The organism is Streptomyces sp. SA15, assembly GCF_002291145.1.
Taxonomy (GTDB): domain Bacteria; phylum Actinomycetota; class Actinomycetes; order Streptomycetales; family Streptomycetaceae; genus Streptomyces.
Genome location: NZ_NTGE01000057.1, coordinates 1 through 17,555 on the forward strand (window position 1 = coordinate 1; position 17,555 = coordinate 17,555).

Here is a 17,555-nt window from a genome sequence, read left to right on the forward strand (position 1 = left end):
ATGGGCGTGAAAAGGGTGGTGCGCCGTCCGCGCCCGGCGCATGTCGCGCCCCTTGTGCGCACCGCCGGCCGGCACTCCTTCCCGAGTTCGCACGCGACCTCCGCCGCGGCCGCCGCCGTCGCCTACGGGGCGCTCGGCGCGCGCGTGATCCCGCCGCTCGCCGCCGCGATGTGCCTCTCGCGCCTGATCGTCGGCGTCCACTACCCCTCGGACGTGGCGGCGGGCGCGGCCCTGGGGGTGCTCACGGCGCGCATCGGGGCGCGCTGGATGAGCGGAGGCGTCCATGACTGAGACAGGGCCCTTCGCCGGCGCCGCCCACACCCAGGAGACGGCGCTCCACGAGAAACGCACGCCCCCGCGCCACACCCTGCCACGCCCCAGAGGCCCTCTCCGCCCTCTCCTGGGGGGCCTCCTCAGGACCGCCCGCCCCAAGCAGTGGGTCAAGAACATCCTGGTCGTCGCCGCCCCGGCCGCCGCCGGCCAGCTCTTCACCCGGCACGCGCTCACCCAACTCGCGCTGGTCTTCGTCCTGTTCACCGCCTGCGCCGCAGCCGTCTACCTGATCAACGACGCCCGCGACGCCGACGCCGACCGCGCCCACCCCACCAAGCGCCACCGCCCCGTCGCCTCCGGACAGGTCCCCGTACCCGTCGCGTACGCCGTCGGAGCCGTCCTCGGCCTCCTCGCGCCCGCCGCCGCGGTCTGGCTGGTGTCCCCGGCCGTCTCCGCGCTGCTGGCGGCGTACCTGGGCATGCAACTGGTGTACTGCGTCAGCCTCAAGCACGTCCTGGTCGTCGACCTCGTCATCGTCACGACCGGGTTCCTGATGCGGGCGATGATCGGCGGACTCGCCCTCGGTATCCCCCTCTCGCGCTGGTTCCTGATCACGACCGGGTTCGGCGCGCTGTTCATGGTGTCGGCCAAGCGCTATTCCGAAGCAGTCCAGATGGCCGGGAAAGCGGGCGCCACGCGCGCGTTGCTCACCGAGTACACCCCCGGCTACCTGCGCTTCGTGTGGCAGCTCGCGGCCGGTGTCGCCGTCCTCGGCTATTGCTTGTGGGCCCTGGAGGAGGGCGGCGTGCCGCACACCAGCGTGCTGCCCTGGCGGCAGCTGTCCATGGTCGCCTTCATCCTCGCGATCCTCAGGTACGCCGTCTTCGCCGACCGCGGCACGGCCGGCGAACCCGAGGACGTCGTCCTGCGCGACCGCGCGCTCGCCCTGATCGGCCTGGTGTGGCTCGCGATGTACGGCCTGGCGGTGGCAAATTGGTGAGCAGGCGCGCGTGGACCGGCCGACGCGAACCGCACCGCAGGCGCGCGTGGACCGGCCGACGCGCACCGCACCGCACGCGCGCGTGGCCGGGCACGGGCGCACCGCACCGCACGCGCGCGTGGGCAACCAAGACCCGCCGTGAACTCCTCGGCTTCGCCATCGCGGGCCTCCTCGCCTACGCCACCGACCTCGCCCTCTTCACCTACCTGCGCGGCCCCGCCGCCCTCGACCCCCTCACCGCCAAGTCGCTCTCCTTCGTCGCGGGCTGCTCGGTGGCCTACGCCGGCAACGCGCTCGGCACCTACCGGCACACCCGCCCGAAGGGCCTGCGCCCCTACGCCGTCTTCTTCGCGGTGAACGTCGCGGGTGCCGCCGTACAACTGCTGTGTCTCGCCATCAGCCACTACGGACTCGGCCTCACCTCCCAGCGCGCGGACACCGTCTCCGGCGCCGGAATCGGCATGGCATTGGCGACTGTCCTGCGGTTTTGGGGCACTCGGACATTTGTCTTCCGCAGGGAGGGCAGAGTCGGATCATGGACTGGCTGAAAAAGCTCCCCGTCGTCGGGCCCCTGGTCGCCCGCGTGATGGCCACGCACGCGTGGCGGTCGTACGAGCGCCTGGACCGGGTGAAGTGGACACGGCTGGCCGCGGCGATGACGTTCACCAGCTTCGTGGCGCTCTTCCCGCTGCTCACCGTGGCCGCCGCCATCGCCGCCGCCACGCTGAGCACGAAGCAGCAGAACACCCTGGAGGACAAGATCGCCGGGCAGGTGCCCGGCATCTCCGACCAGCTCAACATCGACGGCCTGGTGCAGAACGCCGGCACCGTCGGCCTCATCGCGGGCGCCGTCCTGCTGTTCACCGGCATCGGCTGGGCCGGCTCGATGCGCGAGTGCCTGCGCGCGGTGTGGGAGCTGCCCGACGAGGAGGAGAACCCGGTCCTGCGCAAGGCCAAGGACACCGGGATCCTGCTCGGGCTCGGCGGCGCGGTGCTCGTCACGCTCGCCGCCTCCGCTGTCGCCTCCGCGATGGTCGGCTGGATCACCCGGCAGCTCGGCCTCGACGAGGGCGGCTGGGGCGGGATCCTGTTGCAGATCGCCGCGTTCCTCGTCGCCGTACTCGCCGACTTCCTGCTCCTGCTGTACGTCCTGACCCTGCTGCCCGGAGTCGAACCCGCCCGCCGTCGCCTGATCGTGGCCGCGCTGACCGGAGCAATCGGCTTCGAGCTGCTGAAACTGCTGCTCAGCGGCTATATGCAGGGGGTGGCCGCGAAGAGCATGTACGGCGCGTTCGGCGTCCCCGTCGCCCTGCTGCTGTGGATCAACTTCACGGCGAAACTAGTGCTGTTCTGCGCCGCGTGGACGGCGACGCAGAGCAAGGAGGTCGAACTCACGGACGAGGACGACGGCGCACCAGATCCGGCAGCGGCCAGCGACGGTTGACCAGGAACGCGGCGCCCGCGAGCAGCACCAGCAGCCCGCCGGTGATCCCCAGCGCGATCCCCATGCCGCCGGAGCCGCCCTCGGCCGTGGCGCTCGCCACCGGCTTCGACGCGCCGCCGGACGAGGCCCCGCTCCCGCCGGATTCCATGCCCCCGGCCTCCCCGGACGGGTTCGCACCCGGCTGGGCGCTCGGCTGCGCGGCGCTCTTCGGCGGCACCAGCTCGCCCACCGGCTCCACCTTGCCGGCCGCCTGGAAGCCCCAGTCGAAGAGCCGGGCGGTCTCCTTGTAGACCTCGTTGCTCTCGTCCTTCTCCGGGTTCATGACCGTGACGAGCAGCACCTTGCCGTTGCGCTCGGCGACACCGGTGAAGGTGGCGCCGGCGTTGGTGGTGTTGCCGTTCTTGACGCCCGCGATGCCCTGGTAGACGGGCACGTCGGAGGCGCCGCTCAGCAGCCGGTTGGTGTTCCGGATCTCGAAGGACTCGCGGGTGGTCTTGCCCTTCTTGTTCTTCGTCGTCTTGCCCGGAAACTTCGCCGTGACCGTCGAGCAGTACTCCCGGAAGTCCTTCTTCTGCAGCCCGGAGCGGGCGATCAGGGTGAGGTCGTACGCGGAGGAGACCTGGCCGGGGGAGTCGTAGCCATCGGGGCTGACCGCGTGCGTGTCGAGGGCCTGAAGCTCCTCGGCGTGCGCGTTCATCTGCTTGACGGTGTTGTCGACGCCGTCGTTCATCTGCGACAGCACGTGCACGGCGTCGTTGCCGGATTGCAGGAACACCCCGAGCCACAGGTCGTGGACGGTGTAGGTCTCGCCCTCCTTTATCCCGACCATGCTGGAACCGGAGCCGATGCCCGCCAGGTCGGTGGGGACCACCTTGTGCTTCTCGGTCTTCGCGAACTTCGGCAGCACCGTGTCCGCGAACAGCATCTTCAGGGTGCTCGCCGGGGGCAGCCGCCAGTGCGCGTTGTGCGCGGCCAGGACGTCACCGGACTCGGCGTCGGCGACGATCCACGAGCGCGCGCTCAGGTCCTTGGGCAGCACCGGGACCCCGCTCGCCAGGTTGACCTGCGTCCCGGCCTGACCGAGGCGCGCGCCGCCCACGGCCGACATGTTCGCCGGGGGAGTGGCCGACGGGCTCTTCGAGGGACTGGGTGAGGGCTTGGGGTCCGCGTAGGAGACGGGCGTGGTCAGCGCGAGGGACGACAGGACGGCGGCGGAGGTGACCAGCAGGGATCGCCTGGCGGTCTTCTTGGGTGGGGACACGGTCAGGAACGTACCTTCCACAGGGCGTGAAGTCCCGCCCGCCTCCCCACCCCGGCCACGGATCCGGACACGCGCCGGTGATACTGAACGTATGAAGCTCAGCCGCCCCGTCTCCTGGTTCCTGCTCGCTTTCGGGGTGTGGAGCTGGGTCATCTGGATCACTTTCGTCAAGAACCTCGTCAAGGACGGCAGCGGGCTCGCGTTCGACGACGCGGGTGACCCGACCGCGTACTTCTGGGTGCACCTGCTGCTCGCCGTCGTTTCCTTCGTATGGGGGACGGCTGTGGGGGCCATCGGGTTGCGCGGTCTGCGCGCACTGCGCCGCACGTCATAGCAACTGCCTCGCACGTCATAGCAACGGCGCTGGACGCATTGACAACAACGGCGCTGGACGCATTGACAACAACGGCGCTGGACGCATGAACAACTCGGGACCACGAAAGAGGGGATACGACCGACATGGTGGTCGTCTTCGCGCTCGTCGCACTGGCCGTGCTGAGCGCACTGGTGGCGGGCAACTGGTATGTGTGGCGCAGACTTTTCCGCGACACCACCCGGGGCCCGGGCCTCGTGCGCCGTGCGGGCGCGGTGCTGGTGGCGGGCGGCTGGGTGCTGGCCATCACGGCGCTCGTCTCGGAACGCACCGGCGCGCCCTTCTGGCTCCAGCAGGTACTGGCCTGGCCGGGCTTCCTGTGGCTGGCCATGTCGATCTACCTGCTGCTGGCATTGGCGGCGGGTGAGGTCGTACGACCGTTGCTGCGGCGGTTTCTGGAACGGCGGGCGCGGGCCGGGACGGCCGTAGAAAAGCCGGAGCCGGTCCCGGCGGGAGCCGTGGCCGCCGCGGCGGCCACGCCCACCGCCCCGCAGGGGACCGACCCTGAGCCGGCCGCGGAGTCGCCGACGGAGCCGGCCCCCGGGTCCGCCACCCCGCCGCCCCCGGCCTTCCCCTCCCGCCGCCTCTTCGTCTCCCGAGTCGTCGGCGGCGCCGCGGCCGCCGTGGCCGTCGGGACCGTCGGCTACGGCACGTACGGCGTCCTGAACGGCCCGACGGTCAAACGCGTCACCGTCCCGCTGGCCAAGCTGCCGCGCGCGGCGCACGGTTACCGGATCGCGGTGGTCAGCGACATTCACCTGGGCCCGGTCCTCGGCCGTGGCTTCGCCCAGAAGGTCGTCGACACGATCAACTCCACCCAGCCCGACCTCATCGCGGTGGTCGGCGACCTGGTCGACGGCAGCGTGAAGGACCTGGGCCCGGCGGCGGCCCCGCTGGCCCAGCTGACGGCCCGCCACGGCACGTACTTCGTCACCGGCAACCACGAGTACTTCTCCGGCGCCGAACAGTGGGTCGAGGAGGTACGGCGGCTCGGCATGCGCCCCCTGGAGAACGCCCGCGTCGAAATGGCGCACTTCGACCTCGCCGGCGTCAACGACGTGTCGGGCGAGGACGAGGGACAGGGCCCCGACTACGCCAAGGCCCTCGGCGACCGGGACCGGGCACGCGCGTGCGTGCTCCTCGCCCACCAGCCGGTGCAGATCCACGACGCCGTCGACCACGGCGTCGACCTCCAGCTCTCCGGCCACTCCCACGGCGGCCAGATGTGGCCCGGTAACTTCCTCGCGGCGGCGGCCAATCCGACGGTGGCCGGGCTGGAGCGCTACGGCGACACCCAGCTGTACGTCAGCCGTGGCGCGGGCGCCTGGGGCCCGCCGACCCGGGTCGGCGCGGAGTCGGACATCACGGTGATCGAACTGGCGTCGAGGCAGGCGTGAGCGGGTGACCCCACCCTGTGAGAGCCCTGTGAAACCTGGTCGAAACCCCCTTGCGCAAGGTCTTTCCCAAATCGAACAAAACTCCCTTCCCCTCGGCGAAACACCTGTGCTTAGGTGATCCGCGCCACTAGGGGCGTGGCATATGCGCTGTGGCTCAAAAAGGGGCCTGGGGAGGGCAAACCGATGCGGTCGGTCCGCACGCGGATTCTCGCGACACTGCTCGTGCTGGCGGCCGTGGGCGTCGGTGCCTGGCAGCTGTTGCCGTCGGGGAACGGCAACGGCAAGACGATCATCGTCGGCACGACGGACGCCGTCACGTCGCTCGACCCGGCCGGTGCCTACGACGCCGGCTCCTGGGCGCTGTTCAGCAACGTCTTCCAGTCACTGCTCACCTTCGAGCCGGGCGGCGTCACCCCCGTGCCCGACGCGGCCGAGAGGTGCGCCTTCGCCGGCGGCGACCTGGAAACCTACCGCTGCGAACTGCGCAAGGGGCTCACCTTCCCGAGCGGTCGGGAGATGACCGCCGAGGACGTGAAGTACTCCTTCGACCGCGTCAAGGAGATCAACTCCGAGGTCGGCCCCGCGTCCCTGCTGGCCACCCTCCGCTCGGTCGACGCGAGCGGCCTGACCGTCACCTTCCACCTCTCCTCGCCCGACGCCACCTTCCCCTTCAAGGTGGCCACCGGCGCCGGCTCGATCGTCGACCGCACCAAGTACCCGGCGAACGGCCTGCGCACCGACACCGGCGTCGACGGCACCGGACCGTACGAACTGACCGCGTACACCAAGGACAAGAAGGCCTCCCTCGCCCGCAACACGCGCTACAAGGGCGCCGTCGACGACACCGGGCGACCCGTGGAGCTGCGCTACTACGCCGACGCGAAGCAGCTCGACAGCGCCTGGAAGGCGAGGCGGGTCGACGTCGCCACCCGCCAGCTGCCGCCCGAGGTCCTCGCCCAGCTGAACGCCAGCGACCCCAACCAGCGCGTGTCCGAGGCCGACAGCTCCGAGACGCGCAACCTGTACCTCAACACCCGCGCCGGCTCGCCGCTGCACGACACCCCGGTCCGGCAGGCCATGGCCTGGCTGATCGACCGTGACCGGCTGGCCGCCACCGTCTACGACGGCACGGTCGACCCCCTGTACTCGCTGATCCCGACCGGCATCACCGGCCACACCACGTCGTTCTTCGACCTCTACCCCAAGCCGGACCCCAAGAAGGCCCGGGAGCTGCTCACCAAGGCCGGCGTGTCCCTGCCGGTCCGCTTCACCTACGGCTACGCCGAGGGCCGCGGCGCCGCCGCTCCGGAGGCCGCGGAACTCAAGCGGCAACTGGAGGTGGACGGCCTGTTCAAGGTCACCGTCAAGGCCTACGAGTGGACCGACTTCCAGAAGCGGTGGGCGTCCGGAAAGCTGGACGCGTACGCGGTCGGCTGGGTGGCCGACTATCCGGACCCGGACACCTTCGGCGCGCCGCTCGTCGGCACCGACAGCACCATGAACACCGGCTACAGCAGCAAGACCGTCGATCAGCTGATCCGGACCAGCCAGCAGTACGCCGACCGCAGCGAGGCCGCCGACGACTTCCGCGAGGTCCAGCAGGCCGTCGCTGTCGACGTGCCGGTCATCCCGCTGTGGCAGGCCAAGGAATACGTCGTCAGCAGCGAGGACGTCGGCGGCGGCCAGTACCTTTCGGACGGCACCGGAGTCTTCCGGCTCTGGCGCCTCACCTGGATCTGATACCTGACGGTCGCCCGACGCAGCACCATGTGACGAAGGTGTGTGCCGGGTGAGGAGTGAACGTGGTGAGACGCAACTCCTTCCGGTTGCCCCGGCACCCGGCCTCCGTCGGTCTCGCCCGGCACCGGGTGCGGGACCATCTGGCCGACTGGGGGCACGGCCCCGACGACCCCGCCGTCACGGACGCCATGCTGCTCGTGTCCGAGCTGGCCACCAACGTCGTACGCCACGGTCCGCTCCTGGAGCGGGAGTTCGAGGTGGCGGTGACCGCCCTCGCCGACGGCTCCTGCCTCATCGAGGTGTCCGACGAGGGCCGACTGGAGCCGCGGCTGCGGGTCGTGGGCGAGTGGGAGGAGAGAGGCCGGGGCCTGCACATCGTGGAGAACATCGCCGCCGCCTGGGGCGTGTGGAGCAGAGGAGGGCACGGCAAGACGGTATGGGCGCTGATACTGGCCGACACCTGAGACCTACCCGCGCGGTTACGACCGTACGGCCGCCCGCCCCGGCAGCGTGACCGTTACCGCCAGCCCCTCGCCCGGCGCCGTCCGCACGCTCACCTCACCGCCGTGCGCCCGCACCACCCCCTGCACGATCGCCAAGCCGAGCCCGCTGCCCGCACCTCCGCCGGCCCGGAAGAACCGGTCGAAGACCCGGGCCGCGTCCTGTGGGCCGAGTCCCGGCCCCTTGTCCGCGACACACAGCCGTACGACCCCGTCCGCGCGCTCCACGCCGAGGCGCACCGGCGCGTCGGCCGGCGTGTGCGTGCGCACGTTGCCCATCAGGTTGCCGAGGACCTGCCGCAGCCCGGACTCGTCGGCGTGCACCAGCAGGGAGCCGTCGGCGTCCACGGTGATGGGCCGGTCGGGCTGCTGCACCCTCAGGTCCTCGGCCGCGTCCCGCACCAGGCGGCTGATGTCGACGTTGCGGAACCGCAGTTCGGGCTGCTGGTCGAGGCGGGCGAGGGTGAGCAGCTCGTCGACGAGCCGACCCATACGGTCCGTCTCCGCCAGCACCCGCTCCCAGGCCCGCTTGCGTTCGTCCGGGTCGGACAGCATGCCCTTGTCATAGAGCTGGAGGTAGCCGCGTATCGCGGACAGCGGCGTGCGCAGTTCGTGCGAGGCGTCGGCGACGAAGCGGCGCAGCTGGGCCGCGCTGCGCTCGCGCGTGCGGTACGCCGACTCCACCTGGTGGAGCATGGAGTTCAGGGCGAGGCGCAGCTGCTCGACCTCCAGGGTGGCCTCCCGGCTGGACGGGACGCGCCGGGTCAGATCGCCCTCGGCGATCGCCGACGAGGTCTCCACCATGTCCTCCAGGGGCCGCATCCGGCGCCGGACGCTGAACATGGTCAGGCAGGCCAGCAGCGCGAGCAGCAGGGTGCCGATGGCGAGGTCGAACTTGACGGCCTTGGCGACGCCCGTGTGAAGACCCTCGGACGAGGTGGCGAGCAGGATCTGTGTGCCGTCGGCGAGCCGGGTGCCGGTCACCCGGTAGTCGGCGCCCTGCACGGTGACGTCGTGCGGCTCGGGATCCTCGATGAGGGTGCGGGGGTCGTCGACGGCGTCCGCCAGGTCGCGCTGGACGTCGGTCGGCTGGAAGCCGAGGATGCCGACGGGCTCGCCCCCGCTGTCGACCGCGGCGAAGATCGAGTCCGGCCGCGGCTGTTCCTCCAGAGTCTGAGGCGCCAGCCGGTCGCGCACGAACCCCAGCACACTCAGTGAGTCGATCTCCCGCAGGGTGAGCTGCGAACCGCCCAGCGAGTCACGGGTCTTGGTGAGTTCCGTGTCGATCTGGTCCAGCAGGTAGTACCGCATGCCCATCACGCTCACGACGGTCGCCGCGACGATGCCGAGCGCGAGCAGCACCACGTTCGCCAGCGTGAGCTTGCCGCGCAGCGAGTGGATGCCGCGCTCGCAGCCCAGTGCCCAGAGCAGCCGGGGGACCCTCATGCCAGCCCGTACCCCACACCCCGACGGGTGGTGATCACCGGCGGTCCCAGCGTGTCCAGCTTGCGCCGCAGATAGCTGATGTAGGTCTCGACGACGGTCGACTCGGGCGGGGTGTGCTCGTACTGCCAGACGTGGCGCAGGAGTTGCTCCTTGGGCACGATCCGGCCGCCGTTGCGCACCAGGAAGCGCAGCAGGGCGTACTCGGTGGGGGTGAGCTCGACGGAGCGGCCCGCGCGGTGCACCGAGTACGTCGTGTCGTCCAGTTCCAGATCGCCGTAGCACAGGGGTGGGCGCTGCGGGAGGACGTCGGCCGGGCGGGTGCGGCGCAGCACCGCCGTGATCCTCGCGACGACCTCGTCAATGTTGAACGGCTTGGTGATGTAGTCGTCGCCGAAGCCGAGGGCGCCGACGATCTCGGCGGGCGAATCGCGCGCGGTGAGGAAGACGAGCGCCAGGTCGGGGCGCCTCGCGCGCAGTTCCCGGCCGAGCGCCCGGCCGTCCCCGTCCGGGAGCATGACGTCGAGCAGCGCCACGTCGGGCCGCGTGCGCTCGACCAGCGCGAGCGCCTCGCGGACGGTGCCCGCCGTCATCACCTCGAACCGGTGGTAGCGCAGGGCGATGGCGAGCACGTCAGCGATGCTCTCCTCGTCCTCCACGACCAGCACGGTGCCTGGAGCCGTCGTCATGGTCCCCAGTATCGGCGCGACCACTGACAGTGGGGCCGGTTCCGCGCTTTGGAGTTCCTTGAGAGTCATGCGCGTCGCATGTCCAGGCGCGTGTGCCGCCCCAATTCTGTTGCCCAGGACCTGGGGGACCAACCGACCCGACGACGAAGGGGTTTGAGCGTGGCGACATTGGCACGGTGGTGCTATCGGCACCGGCTGGTGGTCCTGTTGCTGTGGGTGGGGGCGTTGTTCGGCCTGGGCGCGGCGAGTTCGACCGCGGGCACGAACTACGCGGAGGTCTTCTCCCTGCCCGACACGGACTCCAAGCGCGCGTACGACCAGATGAAGAAGGCCTTCCCGGAGCGCGCCGGCGACACCGACACGGTGGTGTGGAAGGTCGAGGAGGGATCGGTGCGGGACGCCTCCGTACGGTCCCGGATCGAGCCCGCGCTGCGGGACATCGGCGGGATGAAGGGGGTCGGCGAGGTCGCGAGCCCGTACGGCGCCCGCGGCGCGGCCCAGATCAGCGAGGACGGGCGGATCGCGTACGCCCAGGTCACCTTCGCCGAACAGGCGGACGCCGTACCCAAGGACCTGGTCCAGGACGTCGTCGACACCGCGCAGGACGCCGAAGGCGACGGCCTTCAGGTCGAGCTCGGCGGCCAGGCCATCACCCGCGTCGAGGAGCCGCCCACCGGCACCGCCGAACTGGTCGGCATCCTCGCGGCGGCCGTCGTGCTCTTCCTGGCGTTTGGCTCGCTGTTCGCGATGCTGCTGCCGATCCTGGTGGCGCTGTTCGGCGTGGGCACCGGCATGTTCTCCACGCAGCTGCTCAGCCATGTCACGAACGTGCCCGAACTCGCCTCCCTCCTTTCGACTTTGATCGGCCTGGGCGTGGGCATCGACTACGCCCTGTTCATCGTCACCCGCCACCGCAAGGGCATCCTGCGCGGCATGGACCCGGAGGAGTCGGCGGTCACCGCCCTCAACACCTCGGGCCGGGCCGTGCTGTTCGCGGGCGGCACGGTGTGCATCGCGCTCGCCGGGATGCTGGTGACGAACCTTCGCTTCCTGGACGGTGTGGTGATCGGCACCTCCCTCACGGTCGTGCTGAGCGTGCTCGCCGCCGTCACCCTGCTGCCCGCGCTGCTCGGCCTGCTCGGCCACCGGGTGCTCAGCCGCCGCCAGCGTCGCCGGCTGGCCGTTCAGGGCCCCGAGGGAGAGCGCCCGAGCGGCCTCGCCGCCCGCTGGTCGGCGTCGGTCGAACGCCGTCCGCGCTCGGTCGCCGCCCTGGCCCTCGTCCTGATGGCCGTCCTCGCGCTCCCGCTGCTGTCCCTGCGCCTCGGCACCGTCGACCAGGGCAACAACGAGGAGTCGACGACGACCAGGAAGGCGTACGACCTGCTCGCCGAGGGCTTCGGCCCCGGCTTCAACGGCCCGCTCCAGGTGGTGGTGAACGGCGACGGCACGGACGGCCTGGTCACGTCGATCCGCCAGACGGAGGGCGTGGCGCAGGCCGCCGCGGCACCCCCGGCGAACGGCGTCACGGTGATCCAGGTGATCCCGACCACCTCACCGCAGGCCGAGGAGACCGACCGGCTGATCGACACCCTGCGCGACGACGTCATCCCGGACGCGGGCGTGGAGGCGCACGTGGGCGGGGTGACAGCGGTCTCGAAGGACTTCGCGTCCGTGACGGCCGACCGTCTGCCGCTCTTCATCGCGACGATCATCGGGCTCGGCTTCGTCCTCCTGCTGATCGCCTTCCGCTCGGTCGTCGTACCGCTGACAGCCGCCGTGATGAACCTGATCGCCGCCGCTGCCTCCTTCGGCGTCCTCGTCGCGATCTTCCAGTGGGGCTGGGGCCTGAACCTGCTCGGCCTCGGCCAGGAGGGCCCGATCGCCGCCTTCCTGCCGATCATCATGCTGTCCCTGCTCTTCGGTCTCTCCATGGACTACCAGGTGTTCCTGGTCAGCCGGATGCACGAGGAGTGGGTGCACACGAAGGACAACGCGCGGGCGGTGCGCGTGGGCCTGGCGGAGACGAGCAGGGTCATCAACAGCGCCGCCCTGATCATGGTCTGCGTCTTCATGGCCTTCGTCCTGAGCGGCGACTACGGCGCGGCCATGGCCGGCGTGGGGCTGGCCGCCGCGGTCGCCCTGGACGCGTTCATCCTGCGTACGGCACTGGTGCCGGCCGCGATGCACCTGCTCGGCAACTCCAACTGGTGGCTGCCGGCCTGGCTGGAGAAGCGGCTGCCGCATCTCGCGGTGGAGCCGAAGGAGGAGGCGGTGGCGGCCCAGTCGCCTGCTGCGCAGGGCCCCGCCTCCGTCATCCACGGCTTCGTCCGTACGGCCGACGGTGCACCAGTGGAGGGCGCGGCCGTGGCCCTGCTGTCGAAGGGCGGACGCCAACTGGACCGGGTCGAGTCGCTGGCCGACGGTTCGTACATCGTCTCGGTCCCGGCGCCGGGAACGTATCTGCTGGCGACGACGGGGACGCCGTACGCCTCCCGCGCCCGCCAGGTGCTGGTCGGGGACGGGCCGTTGGTGTACGACGTCGAGCTCGCGGATGCTGCGGATGTCGCCGAGGGTGAGGTGGACGCGGTGAACTGAGCCGCCCGTCGTCCGTCGGACAACCCTGCGCCGGTCCGCCCGATCGGGTGGCCGGCGCAGGGATCCCGTTCTCAAGGAGCTGTACGCGCCGCCGGATCCGGCATCGCCTTCGTCATCCCCGGCAGAAAGTCCGTGAACAGCTCGTGCACCTCCCGCACGAGCGGCCGCAGCACCCGGAACCGCGCCAGCGACACGCCCCGCGCGGTCAGCCGGGCGCCCCGCTCGGCGAGCCGGTAGGTGCGCTCACGCCCCTCGGTCCGATCGAAGATCCAGTACAGCACGAGCCCCATCTGGGCGAGCCACATCAACTCGGGCAGGATGTCCCGCAGTTCCTCCGGCACCTTGGTCCTCGTCGCGCCGGCCAGCACCTCCCGGTGGACGCTGATGGCCTCCACGCGCGCGTGCTCCGACTCGGGGGAGAAGGGGCTGAGCGGGCTGTCGGGATCGGCGGCGTTCTTGAAGAACTGCACCGCGAACTCGTGGTACGGCGCCGCGATGTCCAGCCACACCTTGAGGACGCCCGCGAGCCGCGCCTCCAGGTCGGTCTCCCGGGCCAGGACCTCCCGGACCGCGACCTGGTGCTCGGCGGCGATCCGGTCGTAGAAGCCCTGGATCAGGTGCTCCTTGCCCGCGAAGTAGTAGTACGCGTTGCCGACGGAAACCCCGGCCTCCTTGGCGATGGCCCGCATGGTCGTCTTGTCGTAGCCCCGCTCCTGGAACAGCCGCATCGCCGTCTCCAGGATCAGGGCGCGGGTCTGCTCGGACTTGCTGGGGGTTGCGCTGTCGTCGGGGTCGTCGTTGTTCGGGGGCACGGAGTTCGCAGGCACGGAAATGAGCCTAACGAGTGGCGCGGGCGGCGAGCGGCCGGTGCTCGCGCGGACCCGCCGACCGCGGAGGGTGCCGCCTCAGCGCGGGTCCGCCTCGTCGAGCACCGAGCGCCACCGGCCCTGGGCGCGGTCGTAATGCAGGGGGCCGAGGCGGTACCGGGTGAGGTCCAGGGCCAGGAGCTGCCGGTATCCCTCTTCGGGCAGGTCGTGCTCCAGGACGATGCGCAGACCGCTCGCCGGGTCCTCGAGTACGACGGGACGCGGCGGTTCGGGCGGCTCGAGCGCGGCGGCCGTACCGGAGGAGCGGAGATGGAGGCCGCGGACGGCTTCCTGGAGGCGGCGGTAGGCGCTCTCGGCCGTCTTCTGGCCCAGCATGCCCAGGAACGCCTGCAGGGGCAGCGCGATCAGGATCAGCCAGGTCAGTGGCTCGGTCGTGCGGCGCGGGGGGAGTTCCCGGACGCTGGTGGCGAAGCCGAGGGCGGTGAGGGCGTCGGTGAGTGGGCGTTCCTGCTCGCGGGTGACGAGGGGGTCGACGACGAGGTCGGCGCGCAGGGGAGTGGGGTCAGTCATCGTCGGCCTCCCGCAGCTGCCACATGTGGACGGTCTTCGCCGTGGCGGTGGCGAGTCGGGTGCCTTCGGGGGCGAAGGCCACGGCCCGCACAGCGTCGTCGTGGGGGATGGACAGGAGCTCCGCGCCGTTTCCGGCGTCCCACACCCGCGCGGTGCCGACGGATTCGCCGGTGCCGAGGAGCCGACCGTCGGGGCTGAACGCCACGCTGCTCACCTTTCTGCGCAGGGCGACCTCCATCAGCCGGGCACCGGTATCCGCGTTCCACAGCGCGGCGCTGCGGCTGGTCGCGGTGGCGAAGCGGTGGCCGTCGGGGCTGAACGCCAGGCCGTTCGCGACGCCACCGTGCGCGACCTTCACGAGCTCTTCGCCGGTCGCGGCTTCCCACACCCGCGTGAAGCCGTCGCCGCAGATGGTGGCGAGGCGGCGGCCGTCGGGACTGAAGTCCAGGCTCTGCACGACGCGGCCGTGGGGAATCCTCAAGAGTTCCAGGCCGGTCTCCGCATCCCAGATCGGTACGCCGCCAGACCCCGTGAGAGCGCCGGCGAGGCGGCGGCCGTCGGGGCTGAACACCACATCGATCACCGTGTGTCTGGTCGAGAGCAAGAGCAGCCTGGCACCGTCTCCCGTGTTCCATACCCGCACGTACAGGTCTGCGCTGCCCGTGGCGAGACGTCGGCTGTCGGGACTGAAGCCGAGACCCCGGACCCCTGCCATCATGCCGCCGTGCTGGAAAGTGTGGACGTGCTTGCCCCGGGCGTCGATGATCAGCGCGATCTTCCGGCCGGTCGCGACCGCGAGATGGCGCGCGTCGGGTCTGAACGCGACCGCATTGACCTTGTGGGGTGCCTCGAAGGAGAACAGGGGCGACGCGGTGAGAGGTCCCATTCGGGTGCCCCGTATCTCCTGGCGCACCTTGGCGAGAAGCCGGGCGGTGTCGCGGTAGTCCGCGTCGAGGGCGTGGACTTCGGCCAATGAGCGCAGCGCCTGTTCCCAGCGGTCGGCGTCCATGTGGTCCAGACCCTCGTGGTAACGGGCGGCCAGGGTCCGGGCGCGGTCGGCGGCCGTCAGCTCCGCCTGGGCCGCCGTTGCCATGGCCAAGACCTCCGGATCGGGCTGGTCAGGGGCATGCTGGCGCAGGCGTTCGACGGCGGCCACGACAGCCTCCCACCGCCCGGCGCGGTGAAGGGTGTCGATCTCCTCGCGCAACTGGACCCGGGTCCGATGGAAGCGGGCCTGAGCCAGCAGCACCTGGGCATCCCGGTAACCGGGCTCGGCGGCGAGGACCGCCTCGAGGTGATCGACCGCCTGCTCCCAGTCCTGCGCGGCCGCCGCCGCGGTCGCGGCGGCGTACAGCGAGGCGAGGCGCTGACGCTGCCGGGCCAGGGTGAGTTTGGCCTGGCTGTCGCGGTAGTCGCGGTCGCGGGCGATGACCGCGCGGAACGCCTCGACGGCCTCCCCCCACCGGTCGGTGTACAGGGCGGCCAGCCCTTCGGCGTACAGCTCCTCCAGAGGCAGCTCCGCCTCCGCGGGACCTTCCTGAGGACGGAGGTCGGCCGGGCTCTCCCGGAGCAGGGTGGTGCCCGGTCTCGGCTCCCCGGGCGTCACGACAGCCGGGCCGGGGGTGTCGGCGAAGTCGAAGAGGTGACCGCCCCCGTCGAGGGAACGCATGTACAGCACCGGGGTTCCCCACTCGAGGGTGCCGGGCCTGGCCAGCGTCATGGCCTGGCGGGCCTCCATGACGGCCACGTCGATCGGCAGTTGTCGGGCCAGGGAGTCGTAGAAGGCGTGCGCGCATTCCAGCGCCGCGTCCTCGCTCACCTCGTACTGCATGGCGAGCACGGCCGGCATGCCCTTGCGCATCAGGGCACCGGCCACGCTGGAGAACGGGTTGAGCCCGCCCGCGCGGCCCGTCTCGCAGGCGTTGAGCACCGCCAGCCGCAACGAAGGGTGACCGGCGAGCAGCATCGCCAGTTGCCCGGCACCCAGCGGGTAGGTCTCGCCCCGCTCGCCGGCCAGCGCCAGGGTGCCCTCCTGGGCGGTGGCGTCGTACCCGCCGTGCCCGATGAAGTGCAGCACGTGCCATTCCCCCCGGCTCCCGGAGCCGTGCAGCGGCACGCGCGCGTCGCGGCGGACCGCGTCCCGCAGATCGCGCCAGGTCTGTCCGCCCACCCAGCCCAGCTCCACCCGCCCCTCAGCCAGCAGATCGGCCAGGGCCTCGCGCAGGCGCTGCTGTTCGGCCTGCACGGCCAGCGGTTCCTGGTCCTCCGGGCGGGCCACCATGCCCAGGATCCGCAGCGGCGGGGCCACCCGGAGCGGCTCGACCGGCCGCGCCACCTGCGGATGACGTACGAGCGGCACCTCGAGGCAGACATAGGCGTCTTCGGCGGTGTCGTAGAGGAACTCCCACGGCAGTCGCGCCAGCTCAGGAGGTTGCACCCGCAGCACCATGCGGACCTGGCCGCCCCGCTGCGCGGCACGGTTGCGCGCGGCCAGCAGGAGCGCCGCCCCGGCTCCGCCCAGCAGGGCGTCGAACAGCATCCGCCCCAGTTCCCGTACGGGTGCCTCGCTGCCTACGACGGCGCGGCGCACCCGGGCTGACGACGCGACCACCGCGTCCGGCACCCGCGCCGCCAGCGCCTCCAGCTCGTGCGGGTGCGGCAGGCGCATCACGTCCGCGGCCTCTTCGCCGTCCGTCGTCCGGTACACCACCGGGTAGCCGTCCGCCCCGCCCGGCCCGACCTCTATCCGGAAGTCGACGTCCACCGCATCCCCCTCGGCCTGCCGGGCCGTCAACCGCGCTGCTCGGCACGCCCGTCGCGCTCCACGCCAGGGCCCTTCCCCACGTGACGCCCCCACCATGCCGCCCCAACCGGCACATGCGCACCGTTTTCACGCGAGATCGGGTACGGAATGATCGCGGCCCGCCACGAAACCCGCCCTCACGCCCGCCCGAGCTCCGGCCGCTTGCGGTAGTCCGTGAACCCGATGACGTTGCCCCAGGGGTCGGCGACCTCCACGGTCCAGCCGGTGGCCACGGAGAAGGGCTCGTCCAGCGCAACGATGCCGGCGGCGGCCAACTCCTTCGCCGCGCGCCGCGCGTCCGGCACCTCCAGCCATACGCGCGGAGAGGGCCAGGGCGGCGGCCGATGCCCGAACTCCTCCTCCTGCCTCAGCAGAATCCCGGGCGTCTCACCGCCCACCTTGAGCAACGCGATCCCGCCCTCGTCGAACCGGAACCCCACCGTGAACCCGGCGCGCTCATAGAACCCGACGGCCTCGGCGAGGTTCCCGACGGGCAGGAGGACGTTGTCGAAACCGAGCAGTTCGTACGACTCGTCATCTGACATGCGATCAGATTAGGTGCGGGGGCGCCACTCACCGGGCGGACCGACCCGTGAGGTCACTCATTGGGCCGAGGGGCCGACGGCCACACCTCACCCGA

The 17,555-nt window shown here is 71.3% G+C and carries 16 protein-coding genes; 9 read left to right on the forward strand and 7 right to left on the reverse strand.

Features of this window, described 5'->3' with window-relative positions; all coding sequences use genetic code 11:
- The 4 genes from CLM62_RS09565 to CLM62_RS09580 all read left to right on the forward strand — a co-directional run.
- Window positions 1-291: phosphatase PAP2 family protein (locus CLM62_RS09565; protein ID WP_095749413.1), on the forward strand; the 291-nt coding region annotated here is incomplete at its 5' end.
- Entirely contained in the window at window positions 284-1,273 is a 990-nt protein-coding gene (locus CLM62_RS09570; RefSeq protein ID WP_095749414.1) for a decaprenyl-phosphate phosphoribosyltransferase, read from the forward strand. The genes CLM62_RS09565 and CLM62_RS09570, both read left to right, overlap by 8 nt.
- Before the next feature lie 158 nt (window positions 1,274-1,431).
- Complete coding sequence (locus tag CLM62_RS09575; RefSeq protein WP_095749448.1) at window positions 1,432-1,821, forward strand: GtrA family protein; 390 nt, start codon at window positions 1,432-1,434, stop codon at window positions 1,819-1,821.
- Window positions 1,809-2,717, forward strand: coding sequence for a YihY/virulence factor BrkB family protein (locus CLM62_RS09580; RefSeq protein WP_095749415.1), 909 nt, complete (start codon window positions 1,809-1,811; stop codon window positions 2,715-2,717). Before CLM62_RS09575 ends, CLM62_RS09580 begins: the two co-directional genes overlap by 13 nt.
- Here CLM62_RS09580 and CLM62_RS09585 read toward each other — a convergent pair.
- Entirely contained in the window at window positions 2,665-4,131 is a 1,467-nt protein-coding gene (locus CLM62_RS09585) for a D-alanyl-D-alanine carboxypeptidase (RefSeq protein WP_095749416.1), read from the reverse strand. The genes CLM62_RS09580 and CLM62_RS09585 overlap by 53 nt on opposite strands.
- On the opposite strand from CLM62_RS09585, the gene CLM62_RS09590 reads away from it, so the two are divergent.
- The 4 genes from CLM62_RS09590 to CLM62_RS09605 all read left to right on the forward strand — a co-directional run bounded on the left by CLM62_RS09590 (window position 4,070) and on the right by CLM62_RS09605 (window position 7,952).
- On the forward strand, window positions 4,070-4,312 hold the full coding sequence (locus tag CLM62_RS09590; RefSeq protein ID WP_095749417.1) for an SCO4848 family membrane protein: 243 nt from the start codon (window positions 4,070-4,072) through the stop codon (window positions 4,310-4,312). The genes CLM62_RS09585 and CLM62_RS09590 overlap by 62 nt on opposite strands.
- Window positions 4,313-4,437: 125 nt before the next feature.
- Complete coding sequence (locus CLM62_RS09595; protein ID WP_095749418.1) at window positions 4,438-5,748, forward strand: metallophosphoesterase; 1,311 nt, start codon at window positions 4,438-4,440, stop codon at window positions 5,746-5,748.
- Between the two features lie 183 nt (window positions 5,749-5,931).
- Window positions 5,932-7,488 (forward strand): ABC transporter substrate-binding protein, encoded by a 1,557-nt coding sequence (locus CLM62_RS09600; RefSeq protein ID WP_095749419.1) that lies wholly within the window; start codon window positions 5,932-5,934, stop codon window positions 7,486-7,488.
- A 62-nt stretch (window positions 7,489-7,550) separates the two neighbouring features.
- The gene (locus tag CLM62_RS09605) at window positions 7,551-7,952 is read left to right on the forward strand and encodes an ATP-binding protein (RefSeq protein ID WP_095749420.1); all 402 of its coding nucleotides are present in this window, start codon (window positions 7,551-7,553) and stop codon (window positions 7,950-7,952) included.
- A gap of 15 nt (window positions 7,953-7,967) precedes the next feature.
- Here the strand turns inward: CLM62_RS09605 and CLM62_RS09610 are convergent, their stop codons facing one another.
- Together CLM62_RS09610 and CLM62_RS09615 are read right to left on the reverse strand one after the other, a co-directional pair.
- Window positions 7,968-9,434: a HAMP domain-containing sensor histidine kinase gene (locus CLM62_RS09610; RefSeq protein WP_095749421.1), complete on the reverse strand. Its 1,467-nt coding sequence runs from the start codon at window positions 9,432-9,434 to the stop codon at window positions 7,968-7,970.
- A complete protein-coding gene (locus CLM62_RS09615; protein ID WP_095749449.1) occupies window positions 9,431-10,120 on the reverse strand; it encodes a response regulator transcription factor in 690 nt (229 codons plus the stop codon). Before CLM62_RS09615 ends, CLM62_RS09610 begins: the two co-directional genes overlap by 4 nt.
- A gap of 168 nt (window positions 10,121-10,288) precedes the next feature.
- Between CLM62_RS09615 and CLM62_RS09620 the strand changes: the two genes are divergently transcribed.
- Window positions 10,289-12,715, forward strand: coding sequence for an MMPL family transporter (locus CLM62_RS09620; RefSeq protein WP_095749422.1), 2,427 nt, complete (start codon window positions 10,289-10,291; stop codon window positions 12,713-12,715).
- A gap of 71 nt (window positions 12,716-12,786) precedes the next feature.
- Here CLM62_RS09620 and CLM62_RS09625 read toward each other — a convergent pair whose 3' ends face one another.
- From CLM62_RS09625 to CLM62_RS09640, 4 genes are all read right to left on the reverse strand, one after another.
- Entirely contained in the window at window positions 12,787-13,527 is a 741-nt protein-coding gene (locus CLM62_RS09625; protein ID WP_095749423.1) for a TetR family transcriptional regulator, read from the reverse strand.
- A 93-nt stretch (window positions 13,528-13,620) separates the two neighbouring features.
- Complete coding sequence (locus tag CLM62_RS09630; protein ID WP_095749424.1) at window positions 13,621-14,112, reverse strand: hypothetical protein; 492 nt, start codon at window positions 14,110-14,112, stop codon at window positions 13,621-13,623.
- Window positions 14,105-16,906 carry a CHAT domain-containing protein gene (locus CLM62_RS09635; protein ID WP_218835578.1) on the reverse strand — a complete coding sequence of 934 codons (2,802 nt, stop codon included), beginning with the start codon at window positions 16,904-16,906 and terminating at the stop codon, window positions 14,105-14,107. Before CLM62_RS09635 ends, CLM62_RS09630 begins: the two co-directional genes overlap by 8 nt.
- A gap of 146 nt (window positions 16,907-17,052) precedes the next feature.
- The gene (locus tag CLM62_RS09640) at window positions 17,053-17,460 is read right to left on the reverse strand and encodes a VOC family protein (protein WP_095749426.1); all 408 of its coding nucleotides are present in this window, start codon (window positions 17,458-17,460) and stop codon (window positions 17,053-17,055) included.
- Window positions 17,461-17,555: the final 95 nt, after the last annotated feature.